The following is a 12,691-nucleotide window of genomic DNA, read 5'->3' as shown; positions in this document are numbered from 1 at the left end:
CGGTCTCACCGCTCCGACGACGGGACCTCTCGTATTCTCGACGTACGCCACAGCCACGCCAGCCCGAGGAACGGCAGGATCAGCGGGACGAATCCGTAGTCCCGGCCGAACCAGGACCACACGGTCTTGTCCGGGAAGTCCGCCGCGTCGACCAGGGTCAGGACTCCCACGGTCAGGACGCCGAGCAGCTCGACGCCGACCGCGGTCCAGGCCACCGGGCGCCAGTCCTTGGCCAGCGCGACCGTCGCCACCAGGTAGATCAGACCCGCGACCGCGGACAGTGTGTAGGCCAGCGGAGCGGCGTCGTACTCCCGGATCAGCTGGCTGACGCCCCGGGCGGTGGCGGCGAGCGCGAACAGGCCGTAGACGGCGACCAGGACTCGGCCCGGGCCGGTGGACGTCGGAGTGGGCATCAGTTCCCCCAGGTCTGGGCGAGGCGGAGCTGCAGGAAGGCCACGGCGGCGGCGGCGATCAGCAGCACCACCGAGGACCAGCGGCTGCGCTCGGCGAAGGCCCAGAGCGCGGCGGCGGGCAGCAGGACGAGTTGGGTGACGACGTAGCTCCAGAACACGGCCGGTTCGGCGGGCACGCTGCCGGTGGCGTGGCGCACTCCGGCGACCGCCGCCTGCACCAGCATCAGCCCCTCCACCACCGCACCGCCCCACAGCTGACGCAGGATCACCGCGCGGTCGCGGACGGCGAACCACAGCGCCCACAGACCGAGGGCGGCGGCGGCCAGGGCGACCAGGAGGGTCAGAGGCGGCGTCACGGGGGTCGACGGTACCCGCACGACGGCTAGAGTCGGGTCCGTGCCCCGAGTGACGTTGACCTCCGCGAACCCCGCCCGCCTGTCCGCCGACGCCCTGGTCGTCGCGGTCGCCCAGACCGGAGAGGGTCGGCCCCCGCGCCTGCTCGCCGCGGACTGGCTGCCCGCCGACCTGGCCGCGAGTCTGACCGACCTCGCCACCCCGCTGGGCGTGACGGGTGCCGCCGACCAGGTGCGCGCGGTGCCCGCCACCGGCCTGAAGGCCAAGCTCGTCGTGCTCACCGGTGTCGGTGCGCTCGACGACGGCGCCACCCCGGAGCCGGAGGCGCTGCGCCGGGCCGCCGGCGCCGCGCTGCGTGAGCTCTCCGGCGTGGAGACCGTCGCGGTGGTGCTGCCCGCCGCCGACGCCGAGCAGGTCGCCGCGGTGACCGAGGGCGCGCTGTTCGGCGCCTACAGCTACACCCGCTACCAGACGGGTGAGGCGAAGGCACCGGTCGCCTCGATCGAGTTCGTCACCCCGCGGGCCACGGACAAGGCCGCCACCGCCGCGCTGGCCCGGGCCGAGGTGCTGGCCGCCGCACTGCACGGCGTGCGCGATCTGGTGAACGCCGCGCCGAACGACCTGTTCCCGGCCGCGTTCGCCGACGCCGCGAAGACCGCGATCAAGGACTCGGGCGCCAAGGGCCTGAAGATCTCCGTGCTGGACGAGAAGCAGCTGGCCGCCGGCGGCTACGGCGGTCTGGTCGGCGTCGGCCAGGGATCGGTCCGCCCGCCGCGCCTGGTGAAGGTGTCCTACACGCCCTCCAAGCCGCAGGCCAAGGTCGCGCTGGTCGGCAAGGGCATCACCTTCGACTCCGGCGGCATCTCGATCAAGCCGGCCGCGGGCATGGACGCGATGAAGTCCGACATGGCCGGTGCCGCCGCGGTCCTGCACACCGTGATCGCCGCCGCCCGGCTCGAGGTCCCGGTGGCCGTGACCGGCTGGCTCTGCCTGGCCGAGAACATGCCCTCGGGTTCCGCCCAGCGCCCGTCGGACGTGCTGACCATCCGCGGCGGCAAGACCGTCGAGGTGCTGAACACCGACGCCGAGGGACGCCTGGTGATGGCGGACGGCCTGGTCGCCGCGGTCGAGGAGAAGCCGGACGTCGTGCTGGACATCGCGACGCTGACCGGCGCGCAGCTGGTGGCACTCGGCCCGCGCGTCTCCGCGGTGATGGGCACCGACGCGGTGCGCGAGGAGGTCGTGGCGTCCGCCGGCGCCTCCGGCGAGCAGTTCTGGCCGATGCCGCTGCCGAAGGACCTGCGCCCCGGTCTGAACTCCAAGGTCGCCGACATCGCCAACATCTCCGACCGGTTCGGCGGGATGCTCACCGCGGGGATCTTCCTGCAGGAGTTCGTCGGCTCGACGCCGTGGGCGCACCTGGACATCGCCGGTCCGGCCTACAACGAGAAGTCCGCCTTCGGCTACACGCCGGTCGGCGGCACCGGGGTCGGCGTGCGGACGCTGCTGGCCCTGATCGAGGGTCGCGCGGGCCGCTGAGCGGTCCCGGCACGAACGCGAGGGCCGTCGTCCCCGATCGGGGGTGGCGGCCCTCCGTCGTGCCACGCGGACGGTCAGGCCACGCGGTCGGTCACACCTCGGGGTCGGTCAGACCTCGCGCCGTGCCGCCCGCTCCTTGGCCGCCCGCTCGCGCTCGATCCGCTGCCGGGTGTTCCAGTCGCGCATCCGCTGCGGGTAGCCGGTGCGCTGCACGTCGTACACCGGGATGCCGAGCTTGCGGGCGACGTCCCCGGCGGCCTTGCCGTCCGGCACCCGGCGCCGGGTCCACTCCCCGTCCGTGGCGATCAGCATCAGCGTGGTCTGGGTGACGTTGGTGGCCGGCTCGACATAGGCCTCGACGCCGACCCGGGTCCGCACGAACTCGGCCAGGTGGTCGACGGTCGCCTGCTGAGCGGCGCGCCCGGTCGGCGCGGGCGCGGCGACGGCGGCACCGTCGTCGGAGCGACGCTTGCGGCGGGAGAACAGACCCATGCGGGAGAGGGTAACGGCGCGAACCTGGGTGCCGGCTGAACTTCGGCAGAGGACTCCCGATCTAATTCATGGGATGTCTGTACCGAGAATCACACCGCCAATCCCATGATCTGGGTCGTCGGGCCCAGGCGGAGATGCCAAGATGGGCTGCGACTCACCACACCGACGTCACTTCAAGGAGCCACCACGTGTCCGACACGACCGGGTCCGCTTTCGACATCGTCGTCCTGGGCGGAGGGAGTGGCGGCTACGCGGCCGCGCTCCGCGGTGCCCAGCTCGGCCTGAGCGTCGCCCTCATCGAGGCCGACAAGGTCGGCGGGACCTGCCTCCACAAGGGCTGCATCCCCACCAAGGCCCTCCTGCACGCGGCCGAGCTGGCCGACAACGCCCGTGAGGGTGCGCACTTCGGCGTGCACACCGAGCTCACCGGCATCGACATGAACGGCGTCAACGAGTACAAGGACTCGGTGATCGGCCGCCTCTACAAGGGTCTGCAGGGCCTGATCAAGTCCCGCAAGATCACCGTGATCGAGGGCTACGGCAAGCTGGTCGGCCCCGACACGGTCGAGGTCAACGGCGAGCGCGTGACCGGCAAGCACATCGTGCTCGGCACCGGCTCCTACGCCCGCTCGCTGCCCGGTCTGGAGATCGGCGGTCGCGTGATCACCTCCGACCAGGCCCTGAAGCTGGACTGGGTACCGAAGTCGGCGATCATCCTCGGTGGTGGCGTCATCGGTTCCGAGTTCGCCTCCGTCTGGAAGTCCTTCGGCGCGGACGTCACGATCATCGAGGCGCTCCCCCACCTGGTCCCGAACGAGGACGAGGCGCTCTCCAAGGCCTTCGAGCGCGCCTTCCGCAAGCGCGGCATCGCGTTCAACCTGGGCGTCCGGTTCTCCGGCGTGACCCAGAACGACGACGGCGTGCACGTCACCCTGGAGGACGGCAAGAGCTTCGACGCCGACCTGCTGCTGGTCGCCGTGGGCCGCGGCCCGTCGACCTCCGGCCTGGGCTACGAGGAGCAGGGCCTGACCCTGGACCGCGGCTTCGTCATCACCGACGAGCGGCTGCACACCGGTGTCGGCAACATCTACGCCGTCGGCGACATCGTCCCGGGTCTGCAGCTCGCGCACCGCGGCTTCGCCCAGGGCATCTTCGTCGCCGAGGAGATCGCCGGCCTGAAGCCGGCCGCGATCGTCGAGTCGGGCATCCCGCGCGTCACCTACTCCGACCCCGAGGTCGCCTCGGTCGGCCTCACCGAGGCCAAGGCCAAGGAGCTGCACGGCGCGGAGAACGTCGAGACCCTCGAGTACAACCTCGGTGGCAACGGCAAGAGCCAGATCCTCGCGACCACCGGCTTCGTCAAGCTGGTGCGCCAGAAGGACGGCCCCGTGATCGGCGTCCACATGATCGGCGCCCGCGTCGGCGAGCTGATCGGCGAAGGCCAGCTCATCGTGAACTGGGAGGCGTACCCCGAGGACGTCGCCGCCCTGGTCCACGCCCACCCCACGCAGAACGAGGCTCTCGGCGAGGCGCACCTGGCGCTGGCCGGCAAGCCGCTGCACGCCCACAACTGACCAGATACGAAGGAGACACGAGGTCATGTCCGACAACGTGCAGCTTCCCGCACTCGGCGAGTCCGTCACCGAGGGCACCGTCACCCGCTGGCTGAAGAACGTCGGTGACACCGTCGCCGTCGACGAGCCGCTGCTGGAGATCTCCACCGACAAGGTGGACACCGAGGTCCCGTCGCCCTTCGCGGGCGTCCTGGAGCAGATCCTGGTGCAGGAGGACGAGACCGCCGAGGTCGGCGCCGTCCTGGCCGTGATCGGCGACGGCAGCGGTGCCGGTTCCGCCGAGGAGTCCTCCGCCCCCGCCGAGGAGCAGGCTCCGGCCGAGCAACCCGCCGCCGAGCAGGCACCGGCCGCCGAGGAGGAGGCTCCGGCCCCCGCCGAGCAGTCCGCCCCCGCGGCCCAGGACGAGGGCTCCGCCGACGGCCAGCAGGTCACCCTGCCCGCGCTCGGCGAGTCCGTCACCGAGGGCACCGTCACCCGCTGGCTGAAGGCGGTCGGCGACAGCGTCGAGGTCGACGAGCCGCTGCTGGAGATCTCCACCGACAAGGTGGACACCGAGGTCCCGTCGCCGTTCGCCGGCACCCTGCAGCAGATCCTGGTGGGCGAGGACGAGACCGCCGAGGTCGGCGCCCCACTGGCCGTGATCGGCTCCGGCGCCGCCGCTCCGGCCGCCTCCGCGCAGACCGAGGCCCCGAAGGCCGAGGCTCCCGCCGCTGAGGCGCCGAAGGCCGAGGCACCGAAGGCCGCCGAGTCCACCCCGGCTCCGGTCCCGGCGCCGAAGGCCGAGGCTCCCGCCGCCCCCGCGCAGTCCGAGGCGCCCAAGGCCCAGGCCGGTGGCTCCTACCTGACCCCGCTGGTCCGCAAGCTGGCGTCCGAGAAGGGCGTGGACGTGTCCACCCTGGTCGGCACCGGTGTCGGCGGCCGGATCCGCAAGGAGGACGTCCTGGAGGCGGCCGCCAAGGTGGAGGCCGCCAAGGCCGAGGCCGCGAAGGCCACCGCCCCGGCGGCTGCCGCTCCCGCTGCGTCCTCCGCACCCGCCGCGTCGTCGAAGGCCGTCGAGGTCTCCCCGCTGCGCGGCACCACGGAGAAGGCCAGCCGCCTGCGTCAGGTGATCGCCGAGCGCATGGTCGAGGCCCTGCACTCGCAGGCCCAGCTGACCACCGTGGTCGAGGTCGACGTCACCAAGGTCGCCCGCCTGCGCGCGGCCGCCAAGGAGTCGTTCAAGTCCCGCGAGGGCGTGAACCTCACCTTCCTGCCGTTCTTCGTCGAGGCGGCGATCGAGGCGCTCAAGGTGCACCCCAAGATCAACGGTGTGCTCGAGGGCAAGGAGATCACCTACCACGGCTCCGAGAACGTCGGCATCGCGGTGGACACCGAGCGCGGCCTGGTCGTGCCGGTGATCCGCGACGCCGGTGATCTGAACCTGGCCGGGATCGCCCGCAAGATCAACGACCTGGCCGGTCGGACCCGCGCGAACAAGGTCACCCCGGACGAGCTGTCCGGCGCCACCTTCACCGTCACCAACACCGGCTCCGGCGGTGCGCTGTTCGACACCCCGATCGTCCCGGGCGGCACCTCCGCCATCCTGGGCACCGGGACCATCGTCAAGCGCCCCGTGGTGATCAAGGACGCCGACGGCGCCGAGGTCATCGCCATCCGGTCCATGTGCTACCTGGCCCTGTCCTACGACCACCGCCTGGTGGACGGCGCGGACGCCTCCCGGTACCTGATGACCGTGAAGCAGCGGATCGAGGAGGGCGCGTTCGAGGCCGAGGTCGGCCTCTGATCGTCGCCTGACCGCTCCACCCGCGGCCCCCGTCAGCCACCGCGCTGCCGGGGGCCGCGGTGCGTCCCGGGTGGGCGTGCGTCCGGCGGCCGGGGTGCGTCCGGCGATCGGGCCGCCGCCAGCGGACGGGCCGCCGCCAGCGGACGGACCGCCTCCAGCGGGCGGACCGCGTCCAGCGGGCGGACCGCGTCCAGCGATCGAGCCGCGTCCGTCGGACGGCGTGCGTCAGGCGGCCGCATCCGACCCGAGGCCGGCTCGCCCCGGCGGGCGGGTTCGGTACATCCGTAGCGAGTTCGGTCCCCGGGACACCGAACTCGGCACCGATGTCACGAACTCGGCAGTCCACGCCGGGGTCGGCAGTCCGCCGGGTCTGGGGCGGCGGGAAGGGCCGAGCTCCACGGGCCGGGGCGGGGCGCGATCGGGCGGTGTCCAGCGGGTCCGCCTAGGGTCGGGGCTATGCGGGTGGTGATCGCGGGATCGAGCGGGCTGATCGGGTCGGCGTTGACGGAGCTGCTGCAGGCGGAGGGCGCGGATGTCGTCCGACTGGTGCGGCGCGCACCCGCGCACCCGGAGGAGCACCGGTGGGACCCGGACCGCGGCGAGCTCGACCCCGACGTGCTGGTGGGGGCGGACGTCGTGGTGAACCTGGCCGGTGCGGGCGTCGGCGACGAGCGGCTGACCGCCGAGCGTAAGCGGGTGGTGCTCTCCTCCCGGACGACCGGCACCGCACTGCTGGCCCGGACGATCGCCGGGACGGACGACCCCCCGCGCGTGCTGTTGCAGGGCTCCGCCAGCGGCGCGTACGGCGATCGCGGCGAGGAGGTGCTGACCGAGGACAGCTCCCGGGGCGACACCTTCCTGGCCGGGGTCGTGCGGGCGTGGGAGGACGCGGCGCGGCCCGCGGTCGAGGACCCGCGGGTGCGGGTGGTGTTCCTGCGCACCGGTATCGTGCTGACGCCCGGCGGGGGTGCCCTCGGACCGCTGCTGCCGCTGATCCGGTTCGGGCTGGGCGGCCCGCTCGGGTCCGGGAAAAACTACTGGGCGTGGATCACCCTGGCGGACGAGGTCCGGGCGATCCGGCACCTGATGGACGCGCCGGTCGACGGCCCGGTGAACCTGGTCGCGGATGCCGCCCGGAGCATCGACGTCATCCGCGCGCTGGCTCAGGCGCTGCACCGCCCGGCGGTGCTGCCGGTGCCGGGCTTCGCCCTCCGCCTGGTGCTCGGCGAGTTCGCCGACGAGATCCTGGCCTCGCAGCGGATCGTGCCGCAGAAGCTGGACAGCAGCGGGTTCGTGCACCGGTACCGGCGGATCGAGGACGCGGCGCGCGCGGTCGTCGGCTGAGGACCACGCCCGTCGGTTCGCTGCGCCCGCACGCCCGGGACCGCAGGGCCCGGGACGGTCGCGCTCAGTCCAGTCGGACCGCCCGCTCATCCGCCGCCGACACCCGTGCCGCGTCCAGCACCCGGGCGGTGAGCACCGCGTCCGCCGGGTCGACCGGCAGCGGACCACCGTCCAGCGCCCAGGCCTGCACCGCGCGGTAGAAGTCCGGGTGCCCGCCGGGCGCACGCCGGACCGGCGTCACCTCCTCGCCCCGGACCAGCCGCCCCTCGAACAGGGACCCGTCCTCGTCCAGCACGCTGAACGGCGACGCCTCGCCCTCGAAGCTGGTCACCAGGAACGCCCCCTTGCTGCCGAGCACCCGGGTGCGGGGTCCGGGGGCACCCACCAGGGACCCGGCCTGCAGGTGGCTGATCGTGCCGCCGGTGTGCCGCAGGGCGAGGAAGACGTCGTCGACCGCGGGTGTGGTGAGGTTCCGCAGCTCGGCGCTGACCGTAGCGACCGGGCCGAACAGCTGGATCGCCGAGTCGACCAGGTGCGCGCCGAGGTCGAGCAGCAGGCCGCCGGACTCCGGGTCGTTCTCCTTCCAGCGATCCTGCGGCACCGGACGCCAGCGCTCCCACCGTCGCTCGAACCGGTGCACGTGGCCGAGCTTCCCGTCGGCGATCAGGCCGAGCAGGGTGAGCTGTTCGGGATCCCAGCGCCGGTTCTGGAACACGGTGAGCCGACCGTCGCCGAACTCCGTGAGCCGGGCGGCGTCCGCCGCGGTGGTGGCCAGCGGCTTGTCGACCACCACGTGCACACCCGCCGCGAGCGCCGCGGTGACGTGCGCGACGTGCTCGCCGGTCGGGCTGGCGATCACCACCACGTCCAGCTGATCCGCGTGGGCGAGCAGCTCCTCGGCGGTGGCGTCGACGGTGACCCCGGGCCAGTCCTTCTGCGCGGCGGTGGCCCGGGCGGGGTTCCGGGTGACCACCCGGACCACCTCGGCCCCGATCTCGCGCAGCAGCCGACCGTGGATCCCCCGGCCCGCCGAGCCGTACCCGATGATTCCCGCACGCAGTTGGGTCATGCGGTCACCCTAGGACCGCCGGGCGATCTTCGACGGCCACCACACCCGGTCGCCCAGGTCGTGCACCAGGGCCGGGACCAGCAGGTTGCGGACCACCAGGGTGTCGACCAGCACGCCGAAAGCCACGATGAACGCCAGCTGCGCCAGGAACAGCAGCGGGATGACACCGAGCGCCGCGAAGGTCATCGCCAGCACCACACCCGCGGAGGTGATCACGCCACCGGTGACCGCGAGCCCGCGCCGGACGCCCTCCCGGGTACCGACCCGCAGGCTCTCCTCGCGGACCCGGGTCATCAGGAAGATCGAGTAGTCGACGCCGAGCGCGATCAGGAAGGTGAAGGCGTACAGCGGCACCGCGGGGTCGGCCCCCGGGTAGTCGAGCACGTGGTTGAACACGATCGCCGACACACCGAGAGCGGCCGCGAAGGACAGCACGTTCGCCAGCATCAGGAGCACGGCGGCCAGCACGGAGCGCAGCAGCAGCATGAGGATCAACAGGATGACTACCAGCACCACCGGCACGATCACGCGCAGGTCCCGTGTGCCGGCGTCCTGGGCGTCCAGGGTCTCGGCCGCCGCACCGCCGACCAGGGCGTCGGGCGCGACCTCGTGTACAGCGGTACGGAGCCGCTCGACCGCCGCGACCCCCGCGGTGGTGTCCGCACCGGCCTCGGTGGTCACGTCGACCCGGACCCGGCCGTCGACCACCACGGCCTCACCGCCGGCCTGACCGCTGAACGAGGACGACCCGGTGTAGACCGCCGCGGACAGCACACCGTCCACGTCCTCGGCCGCGGCGATCACCGCGTCGGACTCGCCCTGGTCCACGAACACGGTCGACGGCTGCACCACCCCGGCCGGGAAGTGCTCGGCCAGCACCTTCTCCCCGTCCACCGAGTCGACCTGGGTGCGGAACACGTCGGACTGGCTGGTGCCCTGCGCCTGGAACGTCGGGAGGAAGGCGGCCGCGACCAGCAGCACCACGGTGGTGCCGATCCAGACCCGGCGGTCGCGGCGGCCGACCCGGCTGGCGAGCTTCTCCCACACTCCGTGGCCGGTGTGCGCCGGGTCGGTGTCCACCACCGGACGTCGTGGCCAGAACAGGCCCCGCGACCGCTTGCCGAGCATCAGCAGCATCAGCGGCAGCAGGCTGAACGACGCCAGGTAGGCAGCGACGATGCCGATCGCGCCGACCGGCCCGAGGCTGCGGTTGGACGCCAGATCGCTGAGCAGCAGGCAGAGCAGACCGGCGATCACCGTCCCGGCCGAGGCGCTGATCGGCTCCAGCGAGGCGCGCAGCGCGGTCCGCATGGCGGCACCCGGCGACTCGACCAGCCGCAGTTCCTCCCGGTAGCGCGCGACGATCAGCAGCGCGTAGTCCACCGAGGCGCCGACCACCAGGATCGACAGGATGCCCTGCGCCTGACCGTTCAGGGTCAGCACGCCGGCGTCGGCCAGGTGGTAGACCACCAGCGCGGCGGCGCACAGCGCGAAGACCGCGTTGAGGATCACCAGGAACGGCAGGAACGGCGAGCGGTAGACCAGCACCAGGATCACCAGCACGGCGCCGAGCGCGACCAGCAGCAGCACCCCGTCGATCCCGCCGAACGCGGTCACCAGGTCCGCGACGAACCCGGCCGGTCCGGTGACCCAGGACTGCAGCGAGGTGCCGTCCAGGTCCTCGGCGAGCGCGTCCCGCAGCGCCTCGACCACCGCGCCGGTCACCCGTTCGTCGTTCGCCAGGATCGCGTCGGCCTGCTCCGCGTCCAGGGACAGCGGCACCAGCAGCGCCTCGCCGTCCTCGCTCGGGACGACCACCGGGTCGGCGGTCAGCACGTCACCCACCGTCGCGGGGTCCCCCGCACCGGCGCCGGGCAGCGCGAGAGCGGGCCATCCCTCGATCGCGGCGGAGGCCGTGGCCATCGCCCCGGCGGGCAGGGCGGCATCGGCGTCGTCCGCGGTGATCACCACCAGGACCGGCAGCGCCTGCCCCTCGGTGAAGGCCTCTGCCTCCTGCGCGGCCCGGGTCGACTCCGCCGACGACGGAAGGAACGCCGCCGAGTCGTTGGTCTGCACCTGGGACAGCCGACCCTGCGACATCCCGCCGAACGCCCCGACCGCGAGCCAGCCCGCGACCAGGACCAGGATCGCCAGACCCCGCACCACACCATTCCTCAGCATGCTGAGCACTATGCGTCAGCCCGCGCGATCCGGCAACATCTACCCGGGGCACCACGACGAGACGTCCCGGCATCGTCCGGGCACAGGAGGCACACCCGTGACGCAGCACCCCGCCGACGAGCCGCGGAGCTGGTCCGAGATGACCTCCGACGATCCCGCCGACTGGCCGCTCGGCCGTCTGCTGTCCGCCGCCGCGCGGCGCGTCGAGCGGGAGTGGAACGGCCACCTCGGCGCGTGGGAGCTCAACCACGCCAGCTTCCCGGTGCTGATGATGCTGCTCGGCGGTCCGCACACCCAGGCCGAGCTGGCCACCGCCTGCGAGGTGACCGAGCAGACGATGAGCCGGATCCTGTCCCGGCTGGAGCGCACCGGTCACATCCGGCGCACCCCGCACCGGCTGGATCGGCGCAAGCACCAGGTCGAGATCACCGACGACGGACGCCGGGCCGCAGGGCTGGCCGCCGACCAGCAGGCCGCCGACCGGATCGCCGCCCGCGGGCTCACTCCGGAGCAGGTCGCCCAGCTCAGGGCGCTGCTGGCCGCGGTGGCGCACCCCGAAGGCTGACCGCGACGCCGCGCGCCCACTCCTCCACCGCGTCGAAGTCCCGGTGGTCGCCGTCCTCGGCGTCGATCATCGCGACCAGCGCCCGCTCGGCCAGGCCCAGCTCCGCGCTGCGCAGCTGCCCGCCGAAGCAGGCCACCTCCCGTGCGTCGATCCGGCGGGCCACCGCATCCACGTCGTCCGGCGGGGTGGCCGCCTCACCGGTGACCCGCCCGCCGTGCCCGACCGGGCCGGACCAGAACAGCCACACCGGCCGCGCCGCGAGCTGACCGCCCTGACGTTCCACCAGATCACGCAGGCTCACCGCCAGCCGTCCGGCGTAGACGGCGGACCCGAGCACCACCGCGTCGTAGCGGTCGACCGCCAGCACGTCCTCCGGCGGGATCCGGTCCACCGCGTGCCCCGCGGCGGCGAGCACGTCGGCCACCGCCTCACCGATCTCCCGCGTGCCACCGTGCCGGGACGCCGTCGTCACCAGGATGCGCATCTCGTCCTCCCCTTCGCGGCCGATCCCCCAGGCTGACCTCCGCCGACCCCCGCGGACCAGGGACCCAGGTCCCGATCGCGATGCGTGGCGCGCCGCCGCGGGTCGGTAGACTCACCGACCATGGCGCGCGAACCGAAGGCCCCCAAGGTCAAGAAGACCCGGTGGTACCACCAGATCTGGCAGGCATACCAGATGACCCGGCAGCAGGATCCTGCTGTCACCTGGATCATCCTGGCGATCTTCTTCGGTGTGATCGCCCTGGGCATCGTCATCGGCGTGCTGATCGGGCACCCGGTCTACCTGCTGCTGATGTCGATCCCGTTCGCACTGTTGGGTGCGATGTTCACCCTGACGCGCCGCGCCGAGCGGGCCGCCTACGGCCGGATCGAGGGCCAGCCCGGTGCCGCGATCTCCGCGCTGGGCACCATCCGTCGCGGCTGGACCTTCACCCAGGAGCCGGTGGCCATGTCCCCGCGCACCCAGGACCTGGTGTTCCGCGGCGTCGGCCGGGCCGGCGTGGTGCTGGTCGGCGAGGGTCCGGCGCACCGGATCGACAAGCTGCTGGAGTCCGAGCGCAAGCGCACCGCCCGCGTGCTGCCGAACGTGCCGATCACCCTGATCGAGGTCGGTCGCGAGGAGGGCCAGGTGCCGCTCCCCCAGCTCGCCCGCAAGGTGCAGCGGCTCAAGCCGACCCTGACCAAGGTCGAGACCGGTGAGGTGGTCAAGCGCCTGACCGCCCTCGGCGCGATGAAGGTCCCGGTGCCGAAGGGCGTCGACCCGATGCGCGCCCGGCCCGACCGCAAGGGCATGCGCGGCCGCTGACCGCGAGCTGTCCGGCACCCCCGTTCCGCACCGTGGGCGCGGGGGTGCCGTCGTTCCAGGGTGTTGTGAAT

12 protein-coding genes are annotated in these 12,691 nt (G+C 73.0%); 6 read left to right on the top strand and 6 right to left on the bottom strand.

The features are described from left to right. Positions 1-5 precede the first annotated feature (5 nt). Positions 6-413 (bottom strand): hypothetical protein, encoded by a 408-nt coding sequence (locus OGL89_RS04985; RefSeq protein ID WP_263118785.1) that lies wholly within the window; start codon positions 411-413, stop codon positions 6-8. After that, on the bottom strand, positions 413-769 hold the full coding sequence (locus tag OGL89_RS04980; RefSeq protein WP_263118784.1) for a hypothetical protein: 357 nt from the start codon (positions 767-769) through the stop codon (positions 413-415). Before OGL89_RS04980 ends, OGL89_RS04985 begins: the two co-directional genes overlap by 1 nt. A gap of 40 nt (positions 770-809) precedes the next feature. Here OGL89_RS04980 and OGL89_RS04975 point away from each other — a divergent pair, with 40 nt between their 5' ends. After that, positions 810-2,306 (top strand): leucyl aminopeptidase, encoded by a 1,497-nt coding sequence (locus OGL89_RS04975; protein ID WP_263118783.1) that lies wholly within the window; start codon positions 810-812, stop codon positions 2,304-2,306. A 108-nt stretch (positions 2,307-2,414) separates the two neighbouring features. Here the strand turns inward: OGL89_RS04975 and OGL89_RS04970 are convergent, their stop codons facing one another. Further along, positions 2,415-2,798 carry an oxidoreductase gene (locus tag OGL89_RS04970; protein WP_263118781.1) on the bottom strand — a complete coding sequence of 128 codons (384 nt, stop codon included), beginning with the start codon at positions 2,796-2,798 and terminating at the stop codon, positions 2,415-2,417. Positions 2,799-2,986: 188 nt separating this feature from the next. Between OGL89_RS04970 and lpdA the strand changes: the two genes are divergently transcribed. The 3 genes from lpdA (at position 2,987) to OGL89_RS04955 (ending at position 7,499) form a co-directional block, all read left to right on the top strand. Beyond that, a complete protein-coding gene (lpdA, locus tag OGL89_RS04965; protein WP_263118780.1) occupies positions 2,987-4,372 on the top strand; it encodes a dihydrolipoyl dehydrogenase in 1,386 nt (461 codons plus the stop codon). Between the two features lie 25 nt (positions 4,373-4,397). Further along, entirely contained in the window at positions 4,398-6,155 is a 1,758-nt protein-coding gene (gene sucB, locus OGL89_RS04960; protein ID WP_263118779.1) for a 2-oxoglutarate dehydrogenase, E2 component, dihydrolipoamide succinyltransferase, read from the top strand. A 456-nt stretch (positions 6,156-6,611) separates the two neighbouring features. After that, complete coding sequence (locus OGL89_RS04955) at positions 6,612-7,499, top strand: TIGR01777 family oxidoreductase (protein ID WP_263118777.1); 888 nt, start codon at positions 6,612-6,614, stop codon at positions 7,497-7,499. A 64-nt stretch (positions 7,500-7,563) separates the two neighbouring features. Here the strand turns inward: OGL89_RS04955 and OGL89_RS04950 are convergent, their stop codons facing one another. Then, positions 7,564-8,568 (bottom strand): Gfo/Idh/MocA family oxidoreductase, encoded by a 1,005-nt coding sequence (locus tag OGL89_RS04950; protein WP_263118775.1) that lies wholly within the window; start codon positions 8,566-8,568, stop codon positions 7,564-7,566. 9 nt (positions 8,569-8,577) lie between these two features. Next, a complete protein-coding gene (locus tag OGL89_RS04945; protein WP_263118774.1) occupies positions 8,578-10,749 on the bottom strand; it encodes an MMPL family transporter in 2,172 nt (723 codons plus the stop codon). 97 nt (positions 10,750-10,846) lie between these two features. Here OGL89_RS04945 and OGL89_RS04940 point away from each other — a divergent pair, with 97 nt between their 5' ends. Further along, the gene (locus OGL89_RS04940; protein WP_263118773.1) at positions 10,847-11,314 is read left to right on the top strand and encodes a MarR family winged helix-turn-helix transcriptional regulator; all 468 of its coding nucleotides are present in this window, start codon (positions 10,847-10,849) and stop codon (positions 11,312-11,314) included. On the opposite strand, the gene OGL89_RS04935 is transcribed toward OGL89_RS04940, so the two are convergent. After that, entirely contained in the window at positions 11,274-11,798 is a 525-nt protein-coding gene (locus tag OGL89_RS04935; RefSeq protein ID WP_263118772.1) for a flavodoxin domain-containing protein, read from the bottom strand. The two genes, OGL89_RS04940 and OGL89_RS04935, sit on opposite strands and share 41 nt — an antisense overlap. Positions 11,799-11,918: 120 nt before the next feature. On the opposite strand from OGL89_RS04935, the gene OGL89_RS04930 reads away from it, so the two are divergent. Then, complete coding sequence (locus OGL89_RS04930; protein ID WP_263118771.1) at positions 11,919-12,620, top strand: DUF4191 domain-containing protein; 702 nt, start codon at positions 11,919-11,921, stop codon at positions 12,618-12,620. Positions 12,621-12,691: the final 71 nt, after the last annotated feature.

This window comes from Cellulomonas sp. RIT-PI-Y, assembly GCF_025642745.1.
GTDB lineage: Bacteria > Actinomycetota > Actinomycetes > Actinomycetales > Cellulomonadaceae > Cellulomonas.
The sequence above is the reverse complement of the archived record's forward strand: the minus strand, read 5'-3'. Positions and strand labels throughout refer to the sequence as shown.